General features: G+C 71.1%; 11 protein-coding genes. 5 read left to right on the top strand and 6 right to left on the bottom strand.

Annotated elements, in window-relative coordinates:
- Position 1 precedes the first annotated feature (1 nt).
- Genes ABD810_RS19780 through ABD810_RS19770 form a run of 3 tightly spaced genes read right to left on the bottom strand, consistent with a single transcriptional unit; the run spans position 2 to position 11,969 of the window.
- Positions 2-5,554, bottom strand: coding sequence for a type I polyketide synthase (locus ABD810_RS19780; protein ID WP_344942079.1), 5,553 nt, complete (start codon positions 5,552-5,554; stop codon positions 2-4).
- Positions 5,551-10,692: an amino acid adenylation domain-containing protein gene (locus tag ABD810_RS19775; RefSeq protein WP_344942076.1), complete on the bottom strand. Its 5,142-nt coding sequence runs from the start codon at positions 10,690-10,692 to the stop codon at positions 5,551-5,553. Before ABD810_RS19775 ends, ABD810_RS19780 begins: the two co-directional genes overlap by 4 nt.
- Positions 10,689-11,969, bottom strand: a complete 1,281-nt coding sequence (locus ABD810_RS19770) for a thioesterase II family protein (RefSeq protein WP_344942073.1) — start codon at positions 11,967-11,969, stop codon at positions 10,689-10,691. The genes ABD810_RS19775 and ABD810_RS19770 overlap by 4 nt, the downstream gene beginning before the upstream one ends.
- Before the next feature lie 791 nt (positions 11,970-12,760).
- Between ABD810_RS19770 and ABD810_RS19765 the strand changes: the two genes are divergently transcribed.
- The 5 genes from ABD810_RS19765 to ABD810_RS19745 all read left to right on the top strand — a co-directional run bounded on the left by ABD810_RS19765 (position 12,761) and on the right by ABD810_RS19745 (position 18,011).
- A complete protein-coding gene (locus tag ABD810_RS19765; RefSeq protein ID WP_344942070.1) occupies positions 12,761-13,696 on the top strand; it encodes a linear amide C-N hydrolase in 936 nt (311 codons plus the stop codon).
- 225 nt (positions 13,697-13,921) lie between these two features.
- On the top strand, positions 13,922-14,797 hold the full coding sequence (locus tag ABD810_RS19760; protein WP_344942067.1) for an ABC transporter ATP-binding protein: 876 nt from the start codon (positions 13,922-13,924) through the stop codon (positions 14,795-14,797).
- A complete protein-coding gene (locus tag ABD810_RS19755; protein ID WP_344942064.1) occupies positions 14,794-15,639 on the top strand; it encodes an ABC transporter permease in 846 nt (281 codons plus the stop codon). The genes ABD810_RS19760 and ABD810_RS19755 overlap by 4 nt, the downstream gene beginning before the upstream one ends.
- An 86-nt stretch (positions 15,640-15,725) precedes the next feature.
- A complete protein-coding gene (locus ABD810_RS19750; RefSeq protein ID WP_344942061.1) occupies positions 15,726-16,823 on the top strand; it encodes an ABC transporter substrate-binding protein in 1,098 nt (365 codons plus the stop codon).
- Between the two features lie 3 nt (positions 16,824-16,826).
- On the top strand, positions 16,827-18,011 hold the full coding sequence (locus ABD810_RS19745) for an LVIVD repeat-containing protein (protein ID WP_344942058.1): 1,185 nt from the start codon (positions 16,827-16,829) through the stop codon (positions 18,009-18,011).
- A gap of 137 nt (positions 18,012-18,148) precedes the next feature.
- Here ABD810_RS19745 and ABD810_RS19740 read toward each other — a convergent pair whose 3' ends face one another.
- From ABD810_RS19740 to ABD810_RS19730, 3 genes are all read right to left on the bottom strand, one after another.
- Positions 18,149-19,789 (bottom strand): GMC oxidoreductase, encoded by a 1,641-nt coding sequence (locus ABD810_RS19740; RefSeq protein ID WP_344942054.1) that lies wholly within the window; start codon positions 19,787-19,789, stop codon positions 18,149-18,151.
- A 102-nt stretch (positions 19,790-19,891) separates the two neighbouring features.
- Entirely contained in the window at positions 19,892-20,404 is a 513-nt protein-coding gene (locus tag ABD810_RS19735; RefSeq protein ID WP_344942051.1) for a carboxymuconolactone decarboxylase family protein, read from the bottom strand.
- Positions 20,401-21,480: an NAD(P)H-dependent amine dehydrogenase family protein gene (locus ABD810_RS19730; RefSeq protein ID WP_344942049.1), complete on the bottom strand. Its 1,080-nt coding sequence runs from the start codon at positions 21,478-21,480 to the stop codon at positions 20,401-20,403. Before ABD810_RS19730 ends, ABD810_RS19735 begins: the two co-directional genes overlap by 4 nt.

Genomic DNA, 21,480 nt, shown 5'->3' with positions numbered 1-21,480 from the left:
GTCACGCCCTCTCTACTCGGGGCAGCCGCGTGATGGCCACCGGCTTGTCTCCCTCACCCGGCGCGGCGGCCCGGTCGCCGCCCTCGCCGTTCCCGGCGTTCTGCGCGCGTATCTCCTGAACCAGCGCGGCCATCCCGGTGACCGTGGGCACCTGGAAGAGGCTGCGCATGGGCAGCCGCACGCCCAGCTTCTTGCGCAGCAGCGCGATGAGCTGGACGGCGACCAGCGAGTTGCCGCCGAGTTCGAAGAACTCGTCCTCGACGCTCACCCGCTTGGCGCCGAGCACCTCGCACCACAGGGCGGCGAGGGTGCTCTCCAGTTCGTTGCGGGGGGCGACGTGGCCCGCCGCCTCGTCGTCGGCGACGGCCTCCCCCGTCGGCGTTCCCAGCTCCTCGGCCACGGTGTCCTGGGTCAGCTCACGCACACCCGCGACGAACTCGTCGAGGGGGATGGCGTTCACCACGACCTGGCGGCCGAGTTCCACGGCGGCCAACCGGCGGAAGGCGTCGGCCCCCTCCGCCGGGGCAATGCCGTGCGTGGCCCCCTCGGCGTCGAGAACCGCCCCGGCGGCGGCCGACTGCTCGTCGAGGGCCTGCACGCCGGCCGTCTCCTGGGCGCCTTCGTCGACGGTGCGGACGACGTCGTCCGCGTCGATCCGGCGCAGGACGAAGTCGGTGACCTCCACCACGCGGTGCCCGCCGTCGTCGTACAGCGTCAGGTCCAACGCCACGATCTCCCCGCCACCGCCGTCGCGCTGCTGGGCATGGCTCCACAGCCTGGCGGGAAGCGGGCCGTGGACCGTGACGCGCCCGTATCCCAACGGCAGGAATCTGCCCCCGACCGAGGCGTTCACGAAGGAGGTCGCCTCGTCCAGCAGCGCGGGGTGCAGGACGAACCGGTCCAGTTCAGCCGTTACCTCAGGACCCGCCTCCAGCCGGGCCAGGTGCTCGTCCTGCCCTTGGTGAACGGCACGTATATTGCCCCAGCGCGAGCCGAAGGTGAGGAGGCCGGAAGAGGAGGCGGAGAACATGTCGTCGGTGGCGTGGCTGATTCCGCCGGAACACCGGGCGCGCACCTCGGTGAGATCGTCCACACGGCTCACGGGGGAAACCCACAGCGCGACGCCGCGGCAGTGGGTCACCGGCCGCCCTCCGGCGACGCTGGTCACCTCGAACTCCAGGCCGTCGCCTCCGGTGGTGAACGACACGCGGATCTCGGCCACCGCGTCGTCGGCCAGCGACAGGGGCGTCGTGAACGCCACATCGCGCAACTCGACGACGTGACCTGGGCCAGGGCTCGGCGTGGTGGACTCGAAGGCGTGCCGCGCGACCTCCAGGTAACCGGTCCCGGGCAGGACCGCGACCCCGGCGATGCGGTGTTCGTCGAGCAGCCAGTGCGTCCGCGGGGAGATCTGGCCACCGCACCAGGGCAACCGGTCGGCGGGCGGCTCGTGCCGGTGGGTGAGCACCGGATGGCCGAGCGCGCTGACCCGGTCGCCGCGTTGGAGCGCGCGGAACGCCACCGGAGCGGCGACCTCCGCCGCCATCCCCACCTCGAGCCAGGCCCCCCAGTTCACCGAGACCACCCGGCCCGGCCAGGTGTGGGCGTAGGCGTCGAGGAAGTTGTTCGCGGCGCAGTAGTCCACCTGCCCGAAGCCTCCCGCGACCGCGGTCACGGAGGAGCACAGCATGACGATGTCCAGGTCGAGGTCGCCGAACGCCTCACGGAGCGCGATCGCGCCCAGGATCTTGGGCGCCATCACGCGTTCGGCCGCCTGGCGTTCCTTCACCTCGGCCATGCCGCCGCCGGGCTCCCCGGCCGCGTGGACGATGCCGTCGACGCGGCCGAACCGGGCGAGCGTCTCCTCGCGGGCCGCGCGCATGCTCCCGGCGTCGGTCACGTCGGCCGCCAGGGTCACCACCTGCGCCCCGGCCGCCTCCATGCGGCGGATCGCGGCGATCGCGCGTGCCGTGCGGTCACCGCCCTCTTCGAGGGCGTCCCACTCCTCCCGCGGGGGCATTCCCGTACGGCCCAGCAGGACCAGCCGGGCTTCGAGGCGCACCGCCAGGTCCTCGGCCAGGGTGACGCCGATCCCGCCGAGCCCACCGGTGATCACGTACACGCCGTGCCGCCTGAGGCCCGTCTCGCCGGCGTCGGCCACCTCGATCCGCTCGTAGTCCCGCGTCCAGCGGCGCCCGCCCCGCAGCGCGACCGGGGACGGCGGCGCGCCCTCCCCGGGACGGTCGAGCACGGGATCGCGGGCGAGCTCCGCCAGCACCGGGGCGAGGTCGTACGACGGGTCCGCCAGGTCGATGTGGCGCACCCGCAGCCAGGGCGCCTCCAGCGGGACCACGCTCGCGATCCCGGCCACCGTCGCGTGCTCGGGATGCGTCAGGTCGTTCCCCGTGACGGCCTGCGTGCCCGCGGTGAGCACGTCGAGGTGGACGTCCGACCGGCGATCGGCCAGGGACAGCGCCTGCACCAGGTTGAGCAGGCTGAAGAAGCCGAGATCCTGCGCGGCCCACATCCGCCCGGCCGCCGCGCCACCGGAGGGGCCGTCGAGCGCCCACGCGTGGATGATCCGCTCAGGGGCGCCGGTCTCGGCGACGAGCGCCTCGTAGTCCTCGCGGAACCCGGGGCGGACGGTGAAGGAGCCGTCTGGCGACCGCCCGTACGCCTCCCCCGCGGCCACACGGATCACCTCGCCGCCCCCGGCGCGCAGTGCCGCGACCAGGGGATCGGCCGACGGGCCCGCGAAGGCCAGGCAGCGCGGCGAGGGGGACGCGCCGGTGAGGGCGATGGGGGCCTGCCGCCAGGCGGGAACGCTGAACCACTCGCCCACCGGAAGCGCACCCGTACGCACGGGGGCCGGGTAGACCATCTCGGGGTCGGGGAGGATGGGCACCCAGTGGTGGACGCGCTCGAAGGGATAGCCCGGCAGCGGGACCCGGCGGCCGGATCCGGACAGGGCCTCGGCGTCGACGGTCACGCCGGCGGTCCAGAGGGCGCCGGCGGTGGCGTAGAGCACCTGGAGATCCGACTTGCTGTCGGACGGGCCTGGCAGGCTCGCCAGCGGCGCCGCGGCGCCCTCCCGCACATGAGATCTGGCCAGGCCGGCGAGCTGGCGTCCGGGCCCGCACTCGACCAGAAGCCAGTCGCCCTCGGCGAGCAGGGTGACGACGCAGTCGCCGAACCGGACGGTCTCCCGCAGGTGGCGGGTCCAGTACGAGGGGTCGGCCGCCTCCTCGGCGGTGATCCACGTGCCGCTGAGGTTGGACAGGAAGGGAAGGCGGGGCGCGTGCCGCGCCACTCCCGCGACGAGCGCGTGGAACTCCCCGAGGATGGGATCCATCATGGGCGAGTGGAAGGCGTGCGAGGTGCGGAGCGGTGTCCTTCCGATGCCGGCCTCCTCCAGCCGCGCCGCGTACTCCTCCACCAGGTGGACCGGCCCCGCCACCACGCAGGCCCCGGGACCGTTGACCGTGGCGATCGACAGCCCCTCGGGAAGCCGGTCGCGCAGTTCGTCCTGGTCGAGGCGGACCGCGAGCATCGAGCCCGGCGGGACGCTCTGCATCAGCCTGCCCCGGGCCGCCACCAGGCGCAGCGCGTCAGGCAGGTCGAAGACGCCGGCGCAGGTCGCGGCCACGTACTCCCCGATGCTGTGGCCGATCATGCCCGCCGGCTCCACGCCGCAGGCCTGCCAGAAGCGCGCGAGCGCGTACTCCACGGTGAACAGCGCCGGCTGGGTGAACTCCGTGCGGCGCAGCCGCTCCTCGGCGGCCGCGCGGTCGTGTTCCCCGGGCATCAGCAACGTGCGCAGGTCGAGGCCGATCTCGCCGAGGAGGATGTCGGCGCACTCGTCCACGACCTCGCGGAACACCTTCTCGGTGCGATACAGCTCGGCGCCCATCCCCACGTACTGGGAGCCCTGGCCGGAGAAGAGCCACGCCACGCGCGGCGGCCGGCCGGCGCTTCCCTTGATCAGCCGCCGGGGGTCGCGCAGGGCGGCGGCCGCGTCCGCGATGTCCGTGGCCACCACGGTGGCCCTGTGCTTCATCTCGCGCCTGCCGACGCCGAGGGTGAAGGCGACGTCCGCCAGGTCGAGGTCCTGCCCGGGTTCCTCCAGCCGGTCGGCCAGGCGCCCGGCCATGGCCGTCAGCGCCGTGGGGGTGCGGGCGGACAGGCGCAGCAGGTGGGCGCGCGGTTCGCTGGGCACCGGTTCGCGAGGCGGCGCCTCCTGCAGGACGACGTGGGCGTTGGTGCCACCGATGCCGAACGAGCTGACGCCCGCGCGGCGCGGGAAGACCTCCGGTTCCCACTTGACCGGAGTGCTGACGACGTAGAACGGGTTCGTCCCGAAGTCGATCGCGGGGTTCGGCCGCTCGAAGTTGATGCTCGGCGGGATCAGGCCGTGCTCCAGCGCCAGGACCGTCTTGACCAGCCCGGCGATGCCGGCCGCCGGGCCGAGGTGCCCGATGTTGGTCTTGACCGAGCCGATGCCGCACCAGCCGGTGTCCGTCGTGTTCCCGCCGAACACGCTCGACAGCGCCGCCACCTCGATCGGGTCGCCCAGCGAGGTCCCGGTGCCGTGCGCCTCGACGTAGCCGACCGTCCGGGGATCGACGCCGGCCACGCCGAGCGCCTGGGAGATCGCGACCGCCTGGCCTTCCGAGCTCGGCGCGGAGAACCCCACCTTGGTGGCGCCGTCGTTGTTGATGGCGTTGCCGATCACGACCGCGCGGATGTGGTCACCGTCGGCGACGGCGTCGGACAGCCGCTTGAGCACGGCGATGCCTCCCCCGCCGCCCCATACCGTCCCCTTGGCCGACGCGTCGAAGGCCCTGCAGTGCCCGTCCGCGGCGTAGATGCCGTCCTGGTGGTACTGGTAGCCCCACTCGGGGGGCATCTCGATCGACACGCCGCCGGTGAGCACCATGTCGCACTCCCCGGCCCGCAGCGCCTCGCACGCCACGTGCACCGCGACCAGGGATGAGGAGCACGCGGTGTGCATCGTCACGCTCGGACCGCGCAGGTCGAGCTTGTAGGAGACCAGCGTGGCCAGGTAGTCCGGGTGGTTGCCCACGTAGATGCCGAGGTTGCCGACGGAGGCGTGCACCTTCTTGTCCCGCCGGATGTACATCCACTGGTACTCGTCCGAGCCGACGGCGCCGTAGACGCCCACCTCGCCCGAGTAGCGGGCAGGATCGTATCCGGCGTCCTCAAGAGCGGAGTACGCCAGTTCGAGGAACATCCTGTGCTGCGGGTCCCGCGTCTCCGCCTCGCGCGGGGACATCCCGAAGAACGGGGCGTCCAGGGCTCCGTATTCGGCGGCGATGGAGGCGGCCCGTACGAACGTGGGGTCGTCGAGCAGGTAGTCGGGCACGCCGAGTGCCGCCTGCTCCTCTTTGGTGTAGAACCTGACCGACTCCACACCGTCCACCAGGTTGCGCCAGAACGCCGGGACGTCGCCCGCGCCGGGCAGCCGGCAGGCCAGTCCGACGATCGCGATCGGTTCGACCGTGTACTCCCCGTCATTGCCCATCGGGACGGTCATTCGCTGTTCTCCTGTCTGGCCTGGTGAGGCCTTCGCGACGAGGTGCGTGCCTGGCGCACGGCGATCCGCCGGGCGGCGCGCTCCGATCCAGTGAGTCGTCGGTCGCCGTCGAGGTGCGCGGCGAGGGTGCGGACCGTCGGGTAGCGGAAGAGGTCCACGATCGGCACCTCGCGTCCGAGGGAGGCGGCCAGGCGGACCTGCACCTGTGCGGTGGCGAGCGAGTGCCCCCCGATGTCGAAGAAGTTCTCCTCGACGGAGATCCGTGGCACGCCCAGCACCTCGCGCCACACCGCGGTGATGAGACGCTCGGTCCTGGTGGCCGACTCCTGGTCGTGGCCCTGTGCGGGACGCGGCGCCGGGTCGGGCAGCGCGGCCCTGTCGAGTTTCCCGTTCGGGGTGAGCGGCAGGGCCGGCAGCATGATCACGTCGGCGGGCACGGCGTAGCCGGGCAGGCGGTCGCGCAGGTGGCGCCGCAGCTCACCCGGCAGGGTCCCGGCCGCGGCGGGGACGGCGTACGCGCGCAGCACCGGTCCGTCCGGCCGGCCGGCCGCGACCACGGCCGCCGCCCGTACGCCCGGATGCGCCGCCAGGACGCTCTCGACCTCACCCAGCTCGACCCGGAACCCGCGGATCTTGATTTGTCCGTCGCGCCTGCCCGCCGGCACGACCCGGCCGTCGGGGTCGTAGCGGCCCAGGTCCCGCGTCCAGTACCGGCGTGGCGCGCCGTCGCGGCCCTCTCCCGCGAAACGCTCCTTGGTGAGCCGCTCGTCGAGGTACCCCTCGGCCAGCCGGTGACTACGGATCACCACCTCGCCGAGCTCGCCCACGGCGGCCGGCGCGCCGCCGGGTGCGAGGACGAGCAGTTCGGCGCCGTCGATCCCGTGACCGACCGGGACCGTGCCCGCGGAGCCGGCCGCCCGGTCCGTGATCTCGTACATCGCCTGCACCTGGGGTGTCTCGGTCGTCCCGTAGGTGTTCACCAGCCGGACGGCCGGCGCGACCTGCCCGAAGCGGGCCACGACGGCCGGGGTGAGGCGGTCCCCGCCGAACAGCACCAGCCGCAGATCGGGAAGCGGGACCCCCGCGGTGGCGACCAGCGCGGCGAGCTGCGGGGTGAGATGCGCGACGGTGATCGCGGCCTCGCGCAGCCAGGACGCCAGGGCGGCCGGATCGCGGATGGCGTCCTGGCCGGGGACCCGCAGCACTCCCCCGGCCACCAGGGGTGTGAAGGCGTCGCGCAGCAGCGGGTCGTGAGCGAGCCCCGCCAGCAGCGCGAACCTGTCCTCGGAGGTGAGGCGGAACGCGCGCGGATACCAGTCGAGGAAGCGGGCGAGCGGCTGCTCACCCGCACGCACGGGTTTGGGTTCTCCCGTGGTGCCGGAGGTGAACGACAGATACCCCCGCTCCTCCGGCGGTACGACCGGGACCTCGTCACCGTCCGCGCCCGGCGGCTCCGGGGTCAGGACGGGGAGCCAGGCGAGCTCCGTCGGCGGAGTGGCGCCCGGGCATCGGACCAGCGCGCGGGCATCGACCGCCCTTGCCTGGGCCGCCAGCCGTACGGGCGGGAGCTCCGGGTCCAGCACGGCCCACCGCGCGCCGCTCGCCAGCACGCCGAGCAGCAGCGCGGGCAGCTCGTGGTGACGGGCGGCCAGGACCGCGACGGCCTGCCCGGGGGTGATGCCGGCGGCGGAGACGGCGCGCGCGGTCCGGCCGGCGAGGCCGGCCAGCTCGGCGTAGGTGAGCCGGCCATCGGCACCGGCGACCGCGACCTGCCCGGGACGTCCGGCCGCCTGGCGCAGCACACGCTCCACCAGGCCGGTGCCGTGCCACCCGGGCAGCTCGGCTCTGCCGTCCGGAAGCGACCCGCCGTCCGGAAGCGGCCCGCCGTCCGGAAACGGCCCGTGTTCCTTGGACGGTTCCGCGGTCCCGTCCGGGAGGGTGACGCGCAGGGATGGCGTGGCGGCCGGCGGCCGGAGCGGCGCCAGGTGCGCCGGCCTGCCGGGATCGGCGACCAGTTCGCCGAGCAGATGGACATAGCCCGCGAGCAGCGCCTCGATCCGCTCGTGGCGGAAGAGCCGGGGGTTGTGCACGGCGTTGAGGAGGTAGCGGCCGTCGCGCTCCGTGACGTACATCGTCAGGTCGAACAGCGAGCCGGGCAGCCCGGGACGCAGCGGCCGGGCGGTGATGCCCGGGAGGGCGAGCCGCGGCTCGGCGAAGTCGTACATGTTGAACTGGACCTGGATCAGCGGGTTGCGGGACAGGTCGCGACCCGCGACGAGCCGGTCCACCAGGCGTTCCAGCCGGATGTCGAGGTGGGCGAGCGCGCCGAGCAGCGCCCTCTGGCACCCTGCCACGTGCTCCTCGAACGGCTCCCCGTCCCGCACCGTCAGCCGGAGGGGCAGGACATGGACGAAGCAGCCCACCAGCGGCTCGAACGCCGGGTCCCGCCGGTCGGCGACCGGCGTCCCGACGATCATGTCGTCGACGCCGCTGAGCCGCCTGAGCACCTGCGCGAACGCGGTGAGCAGGACGGCGTACGGCGTGACGCCGAGCCGGGCGGCGAGCCGGCGGACGCCCAGGCTCACGCCGGCTCCGACTTCGGTGTAGGACGCGGCGCCCTCGAACGTCTGCACGGCCGGGCGCGGGTGGTCGCCGGGCAGTTCCAGCACGGTGGGCGCCCCGTCCAGCGTCTCGGACCACCAGTCGAGGTCCGCCGGGTTCTCCCTGCCGGCGAGCCAGGCGGCGTAGCCGGCGAAGGACGTGGCGAGCGGGGCGTACGGCTCCGCCCGGTACGCGCGTGCGATGTCCTCCCACAGCACCTTCTGCGACAGGCCGTCGAACACGATGTGGTGGGCGGTGACGGCCAGGACGTGCTCGTCCGGGGCGAGGCGGAACAGCCGTGCCCGCCACAGCGGTCCCCCGGCCAGATCCACCACGCGACGGGCCTCCTCCTCCAGCCGCGCGCGCAGGCCGGGGCCGTCCGGGGCGTGCGGGCCGTCCGGGGCGTGCGGGCCGTCCTGGGCGTGCGGGCCGTCCTGGGCGTACGCGGCGTACGCGGCGCCGGACCCGTTGGGCGAGACGGCCCCGGTCACGTCCTCCACCGGGAGCGGCACCTCGCCCGGCGGGCCGACGACGACCGTCGGCACGCCATCCTTCTCGGGGACCCGCCAGCGCAGCACCTCGTGGCGCCGGGCGACGGCCGACAGCGCGGCGCGTAACGCGCCGGTGTCGAGCGGGCCGGACAGCCGCTGCGCCATCGCGATGTTGTGGGCGGGCGTGCCGGGTGCGAGCCGTTCGACGAACCACATGCGCCGCTGGATCGCCGACAGCGCGGCGGGAGCCGTGCCGGGCGGGGCTCCCGCGGGCGGCGCCGTCCCGATCCGCGCCGCGAGGCCCGCCACCGTCCCGCCGGACAGCACGTCCTCGACGTGGATCTCCCGGCCCAGCTCCGCCCGGAGGGCGGACACCAGGCGCATCGCGAGCAGCGAGTGGCCGCCCGCCGCGATGAAGCCGTCGTCCAGCCCCGGCTCGGCGCCGCCGAACGTCCGTGCCCACACCGCGGCGACCCGGCGTTCCGTCTCCGTGCGGGGCGAGCGGCCGCCGGATGCGACGGCGTCCGTGACGTGCAGGGCGCGCAGGCCGTCCATGTCGACCTTTCCCGCCGTCGTCAGCGGCAGCGCCGGCAGGCCGACGACCTGGGCGGGGACCATGTAGGCGGGCAGGCGGGCCAGGCAGTGCTCGCGGATCGCCGCCGGATCGGCCGCGTCGCGCGGCGTGAGGTAGGCGACCAGATGTCTCAGCCCCGAGGCGCCCGTGGCCACGTCCACCACCGCCTGACGGACACGGGGATGGGCCCGCAGTACCGACTCCACCTCGCCGATCTCCACCCGCTGGCCCTGGAGCTTGACCTGGCGGTCCAGCCGCCCCAGGAATCCGATCCGCCCGCCCGGCTCCATCACGACACGATCGCCGGTGCGGTAGAGCCGGGAGCCCGGCGGGCCGTACGGGTCCGGCACGAAGCGCTCGGCCGAAAGGCCGGGCCGTCCGAGGTATCCGCGGGCGAGCTGCGGCCCGCCGATGCACAACTCCCCGGGCGTGCCGGGCGGGCAGGGGCGCAGCCGGTCGTCAAGGACGTGCGCGGCGCTTCCCGGGAGCGCGCCGCCGATCGGCAGGGGCCGGTCCCACTCGCCGGAAAGCTCGGTGCCGGCCACGCACACCGTGGTCTCGGTCGGCCCGTACCAGTTGTGAAACCTGCGCACACCCGGGCTCGCCCATCTGGCCACCTGTTCTGGCCCCGCGGGCTCCCCGGCCGTCAGCACGTCACGCAGCCCAGGCAGCCGGTCGGGGTCGAGCAGCGGCAACAGGGCGGGCGGAATGGTGCCCCAGCTCACCTCGTGCGCCTCCAGGAAGCGTTGCAGCCGCGCCGGATCCACCCGGTCCTCGTCCGGGACGAACATGACCGAGCCGCCCCTGGCCAGCGGGGCGAAGATGTCGAGCACCGACACGTCGAAGCCGAGCGCGGCGAACCCGATGCTGCGGCATCCGGCGTCGAGCCCGAAGAACTCGCCGGCCATCCTGACGAAGGCGGCAGCGGCTGCGTGGCTCACCACCACGCCCTTCGGACGGCCGGTGGAGCCCGAGGTGTACAGGACGTAGGCCGCGTTGGACGGATGCGGTGTCCGGAGCCCCGCGCCCTCCCGCTCCCCCGGCGCGTGAAGGTGAGCGTCCCGGCCGGCGCCCGCGCCGGTCGAAGGCCGGAACGTCCGGACCGGGAGCCCCGCCGGCAGGTCGCCGCCCTCACTGCCGGTGACCACGTGCCGGATCGCCGCGTCCTCGACGACCCCGGCCAGCCTCGCGGGCGGATGCGCGGGGTCAAGCGGCACGTACGCGCCTCCGGCCCGGAGCACGCCGAGGATGGAGACCAGCAGCTCGGGTGTCCGCCGGGCGCAGACGCCCACACGCGTCTCCGGCCCCACTCCCGCCTGGCACAGCCGCTCGGCCAGGGCGCCCGCGGCGTCGGTGAGCTGCCGGTAGCTCAGCCGCCGGCGCCACTGCCGTATCGCGGTCGCCTCGGGTGTGCGCGCGGCCTGCTCGACGACGAGTTCGTGGAGGAGCGCCCCCTCGGTGTCCCCGCTCAACGTGAACCGCCCGTCAGCGCGGTGAACCGCAGCCGCATCCGGTCGTGCGGCAGCGCAACGGCCGCGACGACCTCTCCTTGCGGGGTGGGCAGTGGCAGGTGGGTGACCCGCCACGGGGTGAGATCGGCCGATGGGCTCGGATCGCGGTGGGCCAGGGGCCGCCACGGGCCGGGAGCGGTGAGGTCGGGGAATCCGATCAGGGCCGGATCCGCCCCGCTCCCGGCCGCCAAAGCCTTCTTCGCGGTACGGGCGCGGAGTGCCACCCACGGCCGGTCCTCCTCTGCCGTGCCCTCGATCTGCTCCCGTTCGTCAGCGCCGAGGGAACCGTCGTCGAGGGCGTCGCCGTCCGGGGTGCCCGGCCGTCCGATGGCGACGCCGACCGGATGGCCCCGGGTGACGGCGGCCAGTGCCAGGCCGTCGTGATGGACGGTGCCGCAGCGCAGGGCCTCTCGGTCGGAGCCGCACCGGCGCGTGACCATGTCCACCAGGTCCGCCGCGGAAGTGTTCCCTGTGACCAGCCAGAGGTGTACCTCGTCGTCCTCGAGCGGCTCGGGGCCGCCGTCCCCGGCCAGATCCCGGGCGATGAACCGGGTGAGGTCCGCGTGCCGGTCGGCGAGGAACAGGTGGCCACCGCGCACGGCGCGCAGGTCGAAGCGGGACCGGGTGTGCCGGCCCCATCCGAGCATCACTGATGGGGGCACCTCCGCGTCGTCGAGGCCGGCGAAGGCCACCAGCGGCACGTCCAGCGGCGGCTCGGGCGTGTACCGGTACTCCTTGATCCAGCCGAAGTCGCTCCGCAGCACGGGCATGGCCAGCTCGCGCAGCTCCGGCATGTCCCGCAGCTCCTCACGGGCGCCCGCGCGACTGATGAGCTGGTCGATGAACGCGTCGTCCGGAAGATCCACCGCGGCGGCGATCGGGACCTTGCGGTCGGGGGGGTGCGCCCCGCCGACGTACAGGCACACGGGCAGGGGCAGCGCGCGCCGGCGCAGCTCCCTGACGACCTCGAACGCGATCCGCGCGCCCATGCTGTGGCCGTAGACGGCGTAGGGCCGGCGCGTGCGGGAGGCCATCTCGTCGGCGATCTCGCCGACCGACACCCGCGGTGGCTCGGCGATACGGGACTCCCTGCCGGGCAGGTGGATCGGGACGACTTCCGCGGCGTCGGCGAGTGCCTTCCGCATGCCCCAGAAGGCACTCGCCGCGCCCCCGGCATATGGCAGGCAGAACAATGTCGGTACGGATTCAAGGGTCGACGGTAGTGAGTACTCGGTCACCAAGCGCAGCGCCCCCTGCTCGGCTGCAAATGCCCCGGAATACGATGTGGTAGGGAGATCTACCACGTTCCTCTACATAATTTTCGTACTTGACCATCACCCTTATATACAGACAGAAGGGACGTCGTCAAGATCTTTTACTGACGTGCGGAGAGCGCATTTACGGGTTGTCCGAAACAAGAGGGACCACCGGCCCGATAGCAGGCGAAACCCTCCATGCGAAGACCCGGGACGGCCGGCGACAGCCCGGCCACGCTCCGCGACAGGGTGGTGTGAATGCCGATGGACCGGGGTTGTCCTGCGGAAACGGCGCTGATCAAGATCGTGATGGCCGGAAAGGCCCCGCCGGGCGAGCATGCCGCGATGCGGACGGAGGCGGTGCGCACCTAATGCCCAATAAGGTAGGCGCCGGTCTGCCTCATCGGCCTCGCGATGCCGTCCGCTCGTTGCTCCCTGATGACTCGGCCGACCCGCCGGACGTCTTCTACCTGCACTGTTCAAAGCAACAATTAACGTCAGAAGACCAGCAGGAATTGTGTCAATACCGCCAATCATAAGATGGGCTATCCGTCAAGATGGACTGGCAATTCACCGTTTATAGAAAATTTTCAACGGGAAAGCGACAATCATCTGGGATGTCACACCCTCGGGTGGCGATCCGTGCCGCGGCACGGCACCATGACAGGATGACCGAACCCACCAGAGTCACGGTGACGCTCCTTCTCGCCGTCTGGGTGCTCTTCGGTTGCGCGACCGGAACCGCTCCGCCGCCAACGCAGAAGAGGGATGCCGTGCAGGACTCGCGCGCGCCCGGGGCCGTCCGGCAGCCCCTGTCGCCCGACCACGCCGCCTCTCTCGCGACCCTGCGCAAGGTCGACGACCACCCCCTGTGGACCATGAACTTCCGTGGCGGGTACGACCCCTTCGCGACGATCGTGCCGGCCCTGCCGCCCACCGCCTTCGGGTGCTCCCTGTTCTCCGCCCACGGTGATCCCGCCGACCCGGTGTTCGGCCGCAACTTCGACTTCGACCACCACCCGGCGCTGCTGCTGTTCGCCTCCCCGCCGAACGGCCACGCGTCGGTGTCGATGGTGGACGTGTCGTACCTCGGGGTGCGGTCCGACGCCGAGTTCACCACCGATGCCGGCAGGAAGGCGTTGCTGAAGGCTCCGCTGCTGCCGTTCGACGGCATGAACGCCAAGGGACTGGTCGTGGGCATGGCCACGGTCCCCGAGGCCGAACCGGGTTTCGACGCCAAGCGGCGCACGGTCGGCAGCATCCGCGTCATGCGGCTGGCCCTGGACGAGGCCGCGACGGTGGACGAGGCCATCGCGGTGTTCGAGCGGTACAACGTCGACTTCACCGACGGCCCGCCGCTGCACTACATGTTCTCCGATGCCGGTGGCAGGTCGGCGATCGTCGAGTTCGTCGACGGCGAGACCGTGGTCCGGCGGGGGCAGGGGCCCTGGCAGGCCATGGTGAACTTCGCCTTCGCCGGGTCGACCGAGCAGAGCAGGCTGGCCGATCCCCGCTACCGCGCGGCCGGCGAGACGCTGGAGGGCGCCAAGGGCCGGCTGACGGCGGAACAGGCCATGGGCCTGCTCGACCGCGTCCGGCAGAGCCACACCCAGTGGTCGATCGTCTACGGGCAGAAGAGCGGCGAGCTGCGGCTGGCCACCGGCCGTCGATACGACACCGTGCACAGGTTCCGCCTCGCGATGGACTGAGGCCCGATCCTCCCCGCTCCATTCCGCGCCGCACCTTCACTCGTCTCATTTTCGCAATCGATTGCGAATACGCCATGACCAGGCAGGTCGAAGAGCGCTCCTAACGGTTACAGAACGCACAAATAGCGCCTTGACGGTGCTGAACCCGTTGGATACCGTCAGCGCAACCGATTGCAGAGGTCAACCAGAGGCAGGAAAACGCACTGATCTGAGCAGGGAGCTGAGATGGGGCATGTGGAGGCTCACAGTGCGCCCGGCGCGCACCGCGCCACGGGTGACCAAGCGTCGGAGCCGGCGCTCATCGAGGCGGTACATGTGACCGCGGGTTACGAGAACAGGCGGGAACTCACTCGGCTGATCGCACTGCGAGACGTCTCACTCCACGTACGACGGGGCGAGTTCCTCGCCATCGTCGGACCCTCCGGATGCGGGAAGACGACCTTCATCAACCTGATCGCGGGCTTCGTCAAGCCGATCGAAGGTTCGGTACGGGTGCGCGGCGGCGAGGTCACCGGTCCGGGCGCCGACCGGGCCATGGTCTTCCAGGACTACGCGCTGCTGCCGTGGCGAACGGTCGAGCGGAACATCCGGTTCGCCATGGAGAACCGTCGCGGGCACGTGCCGAAGGCGGAGCAGGCCCCGCGCGTCGCCCGCGCGCTCGAACTCGTCGGGCTGACAGGTTTCGAGAAGTCCTACCCCCACGAGCTCTCCGGAGGCATGCGCCAGCGCGTCGGGATCGCACGCGCGCTCGTCACCGAGCCCGAGATCCTGCTCATGGACGAGCCGTTCGGTGCGGTGGACGCGATGACGCGCGAGGCCATGCAGGCGGAGTTGGAGAAGATCATCGCCGAGACCCGGCAGACGGTCGTCTTCATCACGCACTCGATCGACGAGGCCATCCTCCTCGCCGATCGCATCGTGGTCATCAGCAGGCGGCCCGGCACCATCCGGGAGATCATCGACGTCGACCTGCCACGACCGCGTTTCGACGAACAGGCCGATGTGAAGCAGTCGCCCAGGTTCGGGGAGATCCGCACTCACCTGTGGTCGCTTCTCGCGGACGAGGCGCTGGGCGCGCAGCAGGCGGGCGCATCACGATGACCGAGACGATCAACGGCACCGCACCCGGCGCGGAGCGCACGACCAGGCAGATCGAGAGCATTCACGTCAGCAGGTTCGCCCGGTTCAAGAACGTCGCGATCACCGTGGTCAACCTGAGCATCTTCTTCGTGATCTGGGAGCTCGTCGCCCGCGCGGAGGTCATCAACGCGCTGTTCTTCCCGCGTGCCACCGCCATGTTCTCCGCCCTCTTCAACGGATTCGCCGACGGCACCATCTGGCCAGAGCTCAGTCACAGCCTGACGAACTTCCTCATCGGTCTGGCGATCTCGGCGGTGATCGGCATCCCCGTCGGCCTGCTCATGGGTGCGAGCAAGGTCGCCGACCTGATCCTCAGTCCGTACGTCTGGGCGATGACCTCGCTCCCCCGTGTCGCCCTCATCCCCCTGCTGATCCTGATCATGGGGTTCGGCAACTCCATGCAGCTGACGATCATCATCCTGTCCGCCGTGTTCCCGATCATGGTCAACTGCATGGCGGGGGTGAAGACGGTCGAACCGTCACTGGTTCGTGCGGGCGAGGTCTTCGGGGCCAGCAGGCCGCAGATCTACCTCAAGGTGATCCTGCCGTACACGCTTCCGTTCGTGATCGCCGGCGTCAACCAGGGCATCGCCCGGGGACTGGTCGGCATGCTCATCGGTGAACTGCTCGGCGGCGGGGGGAACGGGCTCGGCTTCCTGCTCGACAAGGCGGGCGAGCAGTTCGACGCGCCGATGCTGTACGCGACTCTGATACTTCTCGCCGTCATGTCCGTTGGATTGGTGCAGTCGATGCGCTGGCTCGAACAGCGTGCGGCGCCATGGCGCGACATCTCACGCGCGTAGATCTCCCAACCCGCCAGGGCCGGCACGGTTCGCTGTCCCCCCACTAGATACAGCCGCTTCCATGGGACGACGCCCAGGAGTCACCGATGCACAGATCCAAGCAGGTACTGACCCTCTTCACCCTGACGTTCCTCCTCGCGGCGTGCGGAGGCGGAGGCGGCGGTGCCGGCGGCGGCGCCAAGGGCCCGGACGCCACGGCCCAGAGCGTGCCGAAGAGCGCCGAGGACGTCAACGGGACCATCGACAAGAGCAAGGTCAAGCGCGAGCTCGTGGTCGGCGTCGACAACCCCTACTACCTGTTCCACGAAGACATCGTGGTGGCCCAGGAGAAGGGGTACTTCAAGGAGTTTGGCATCGACAAGGTGGACATCAAGACCATCGAGGATCCGCTGCCCGCGCTGATCGGCGGCTCGCTCGACATGGCGCTCTACGACTCCGACACGACGATCGCCGCGGCCAAGAAGAGCAACACGGGAGTCCGGTTCCTGTCGGTCTATCTGGGCGGCGAGGCCAACATCCTGGGCGTCGGCAAGGGCATCAACACGGCCGCCGACCTGAAGGGCAAGACGATCACGGGGGGCCAGTTCAACAGCCGCAACGACGCGATCCTGCGCGAGTTGCTCACCAAGAACGGCGTCGTCCCCGACCAGGACGTCAAGATCGTCAGCACCGGTGGCCAGTCCAACGAGCGGCTCCAGTCCGTGATCGCCGGAGTCGTCGACGGCGCCAGCGTGCAGATCCGCCATCGTGAGCTGCTGGAGCGGGCGGGTGGCAAATTCCTGTTCGAGGAGACCCGCAAGGTGCCGCAGAACGGGTGGGCGGCCAACGAGTTGCTGACGGAGAGCCCGGAAACCGTCACGGCCTTCCTCACGGCCACGCTGAAGGCACGGCAGTTCATCACCGACCAGGCGAACAAGGACGCGGTCCTGGCCATGATGACGAAGAAGGGGTTCGACATCCCGTCCGAGTTCGCGGACGCCTACTCGGCGGAGAACGCCCCGACCTACCACGTGGCCGACGGCGGATTCGATCCCGCGGACATGGACAAGTTCATCAAGGACCAGATCGGGTTCAAGTCGGTCCCTGAGGGCACGGACTGGCGCACGTACACCTCTCTCGTCCCGCTCTGGCGGGCCCAGAAGATCCTGGGCCTGCCGTTCAGGCCCGCCATCGGGAACGTGTGAGCCATGAAGGTGGGAACGGCTCACGCCAAGGGACTCCGGCTTCTCGCACACCATGACCTCGCCGGCAGCGGCGACGGCATGCAGGTGATGCGCGAAGGCGACGCCCTCTACGTCGGCCACAGCGGTACGTCCCGGATGGGGACCTCGATCCTGGATGTGGCCGACCCGCCGCGTCCCCGGCTCGTGGACCAGTGGCCCGCGCCGGACAACACCCATACGCACAAGGTCCAGGTGGCCGGCGGACTGCTGCTCGTCAACCACGAGCGCTTTCCGTACCGGCCGGCCGGGCCGCTCGGCCCGCACTCGGCGGGGCTCGCCGTGTACGACCTGACGGATCCGCTCGCCCCCGAACAGATCGCGTTCTGGGAGTCAGGGGGCAAAGGCGTTCACCGCATCGTGTGGGAAGGCGGCCGGTACGCCCACATGTCGGCGGTGCCCGATGGCTTCACGGACCGTATCTGGGTCGTCGTCGACCTCGCGGATCCGGCGCGCCCCGTCGAGGCCGGGCGCTGGTGGTGGCCGGGCCAGTGGGAAGCGGGCGGAGAGCGGCCGGGCTGGCCGGCGGGACGGCGCTATGCCGCTCACCACGCCCTCATCTCCGGCGACGTCGCCTACCTCGGCTTCGACGATGCCAACCTGGTCGTGCTCGACGTCTCCGACATGGCCGCGCCGAAGCTGCTCGGCCGCTGCGAGTGGGGCGGCGGCGCCACGCACACATGCCTTCCGCTACCCGGCCGCGACCTGCTGGTGGTGTCCGACGAACAGCAGCGCGACGGCCCGCGCGCTCCCGAGCGGCGGATCCACCTCGTGGACATCGCCGACCCCGCCGAGCCGCTGTACCGCGGCGTCCTCCCCCACCCCGAAGGCCCGTACGACGACCTGCCGATGCGCTTCGGACCGCACTGTCTGCACGAGAACAGACAGGGGTCCTACCGCAGCGAACGCCTCATCTTCGCCACGTACTTCAACGCGGGCGTGCGCGTCTACGACCTACAGGACCCAGGCGACCCGCGCGAGGTCGCGCACTGGGTCTCCGAGATCCCGGCCGGCCAGCGGGCGCCACAGGCCAACGACCTGTTCGTCGACACGGACGGACTCATCTGGGTGACCGATCGCACCCATGGCGGGCTGTTCGTCCTCGAGCCGGAGCCGGCCCTGGCCGCGTTGATGGAGGAGGCGCGTGCGTGAGGGCGCCGCCCTTCGCGTGTGCCCCCTTCGGAGGTGATGCAACCGATTGCCGCCAGGGCGGGTCGGGCGTCGTTCATACCGTACGCGGGGAATGTCGGCCACACGCGCCCGTGGCCGACCACCTCGCCGGGGTCCCGCTACAGGTCAGTGGCGATGATCTTCTCGATGTTGCGCTCGGCGAGGGCCGTGATGGTGACGAACGGGTTGACGCTGGTGTTGCCGGGGATCAGCGAGCCGTCGATGACGTACAGGCCGGGGTAGGCGGTGAGGCGGCCGTAGTTGTCGGTGGCCTTGTTCAGGACCGCGCCACCGAGCGGGTGGTAGGTGAGGTGATCGCCCCAGATCTTGTAGACGCCGAACAGGTCGGTCCGGTAGATCGTCCCCTCCTTCGCGTTGATCTTGTCGAAGATGGTCTTGGCCATGTCGATGGACGGCTGCTTCCAGGAGGTCTGCCAGTTCAGGTCGACCTTGCCCGTCGCGGCGTTCCAGGAGAACTGGGCGCGGTTGGGGTTCTTGGTGATCGACAGGTAGAACGAGGCGAAGGTCTCGATCCCGGTGGGCAGCGGTGCCACTTCGGCGAACGCGCCACCGGCGGCCCAGTTGTCGATACCGGAGCAGGGAATGGTCGACTGGAGCGAGCCTGTCGGGTCCCACAGGTGGTTGGCGCGGCCGCACATGACGTTGCCGTTGTCGCCCCAGCCCTTGCCGATCTCGCCGTTGAGGTTGGGCAGGAGGCCGGTGGCCTTGAGCTTGACCAGTAACTTGCTGGTGCCGACGCTGCCGGCGGCGAAGAACACCCTGTCCGCGATGACGGTCTTGGTGGTTGTGGTGTCACCGTTGGTGTTCATCTGTTCGATGACGACCGTGTAGCCGCCACCGGACGCCGGGGCGACCGAGGTGACCTTGTGCAGCGGCGAGATGGTGACCCTGCCGGTGGCCTTGGCCTGGGCGATGTAGGTCCTCTGCAGTGACTTCTTGCCGTGGTTGTTGCCGTAGAGGATCTCTCCGGCCAGAGCCGACTTGGTGGCGGTTCCTGCCGCCTCCTGCTTCATGTAGTCCCAGTCGTACACGTCGGGCACGAAGACGAACGGGAAGCCGGAACGCTGGGCGTGCTTACGGCCGACCCGGGCGTACTGGTAACAGTCGGTGGTGTCGAACCAGGCCGGGTCGATGGTGCCGACCCCGAGCGCGGCGTTGGCCCGCGGGTAGTAGATGTTGTACATCTCGTCGGCGTTCACCGACGGGAGGACGGAGCCGAAGTTCGCCCGCTTGGGGGTGACCGCCATGCCGCCGTTCACCAGCGAACCGCCGCCGACGCCGCGGCCCTGGTAGACCGTGATGCCGCTGAAGTCCTCGGCGTCCAGGATCCCGGTGTAGCGGGGGATGTCCCTGTCGATCGGGAAGCCGAGGAAGTAGTTCAGGGGGGCCTTGGTCCTGGTGCGCAGCCAGTAGGACCGCTGGTCCGGGGCGGTGGTGGCGCAGAAGATCTTGCCATCGCTGCCGGGGGTGTCCCAGGCCATGCCCATCTCGATCATGTGCACGTCGATGCCCGCCTGGGCGAGACGCAGGGCGGCGACGGAGCCGCCGTACCCGGTGCCGATCACCAGTACCGGGACGTGCGCCCCGCCGGTGATCGGACCGGCCGCGCGGGCCGCCGCCTGGGCCGCGGTGCCGCGGCCCGCGAGGGCCGCGACTCCCAGGAGAGAACCGGTTCCGACGATGAACCCACGGCGCGAGACGCCCTTGGAACCGATGCTGCCCGAGGTGTTGTCATTCATGTGGTTCTCACTCTCCATGAAAGGGACCAGGGATTGCTCGCGCCTTAGTGACTTACAAACTCATGAGCGACGTGCCGTCGATCGGGGATCCGGAGCGCCAGGTCACCGCACCTGGGTCCGCTGGGCGGAGGGCGATCGGCCACTGGGCAGCTTGCACACGGTGTCGAGGCCGAGCACATGGTTGAGCCGGCCGAACGCCAGCCAGGAGCCGATGCTCATGCTCAGCTCCACGATCTCCAACTGGCTGTAGTGGGCGGTCATCCGAGTCCAGAACTCGTCGTCGATGCCGTGGTGGTCCAGGGCGTACCGCTCGGCGTACTCGGCGGCCAGCCGGGTGCGGTCGTCGAAGGCGTCGGTGGTGCGCCACTGGGTAACCGCGTCGGCGAACTCCTCCTCGACCTTCTGCCCGTCGCGCTCCGTCCGCCAGTCCAGGCAGAAGACGCACCCGTTGATCTGCGCGATCCGCAGCCGCGCGGCCTCGAACTCGCGCAGCCCGAGGGTCGTGTGCGCGTACACCGCCATGGAGAACTTCGAGGCGGCGATCCCGATGCCGGGAACCATCTCGCCCCACACGTACTCGATCGCGTCCTTGCCATCGGGGATGTCGATCTTCATGGCCGTCTCCTTCCGAGCTTGCCGACAGCGGGGCGCAGTGGGACGTCGAGGGCGTCGTAGAGTCCGGGTTCCGCGTCCACGAGCCAGTCGATGGCGCTCACCAGGCGTCCGACCGCGGTGGCGTTGCCGCCCGCCGCCCGGTTGCCGCTCTCGTCGGTGGCCTCGACGGTGACCTCGATGCGCGGGCTGCCCTCGATGATCACCCGATGTGCCCCGTCGCCGTCGGGCGGCGTCGGCCAGTCCGGTGCGCAGGACGGGTGGATGCGGGTGACGTGCTCGATGACGATGCGGGGTTCGCCCTCGACGATGCCCTGCACCTCGAACCGCACGGCGCCCTGGGTGCCCGCCTCGAAGTCGCCCATCGTCTTGGTGCTCACCGTGTGGTCGAGCGCGCGCCGGTCCAGGGTCTCGTGGATCTCCTCGATCTCGACGCCGAGGGCCCTGGCCATCAGCCGCACCTGCCCGCCCCAGACCATGGTCGGGACCGTCGGCGCGATCATCGGCGGCTCGTAGTCCATCGGCTGGCCCATGCCGACCAGGTACCGGACCGAGTCGGACTGGTCGTAGGCCGAGTAGTCGAAGATCTCCTGGCAGCGGATGACGTCCACGGTGGTGCCGAGTCCGCTGATCAGCAGTGGCAGCACGTCGTTGCCCCAGCCGGGGTCGACGCCGGAGACGAACAGCGAGCCGCCGCCGTCCGCGATGGCGGCCAGCACCGGTTCCCGCAGTTCCGGCGGGGCGTTGCGCTGGTCGTAGAGGGCGTAGAGCGAGGGGGTGACCACCACGGCCCCGGCGCGGATCGCCTTGATGATGTCGGCGAGCGCCTCGTCGGGGCGGATGTCGCCGGACGCCGCGTACACCACGGCGTGCGGGCTGGTGGCCAGTACGGCGTCGATGTCGGCGGTCGCCGCGATCCCGAGATCGTGGCCGAGCCCGCCGAGGTCGCCTGCGTCGCGGCCGACTTTGCCGGGGTCGTGGACGAGCACGGCCGTGAGTTTCAGGACCGGATGGGCCTCGACGGCGCGGATGGCCGCGCGGCCGACGTTGCCGGTGCCCCAGACAATCGTGGACAGCAT

The organism is Sphaerisporangium flaviroseum, assembly GCF_039537005.1.
Lineage (GTDB): Bacteria > Actinomycetota > Actinomycetes > Streptosporangiales > Streptosporangiaceae > Sphaerisporangium > Sphaerisporangium flaviroseum.
Note: the sequence above shows the minus strand (reverse complement) of the source record. Positions and strands in the feature narration are given on the sequence as shown.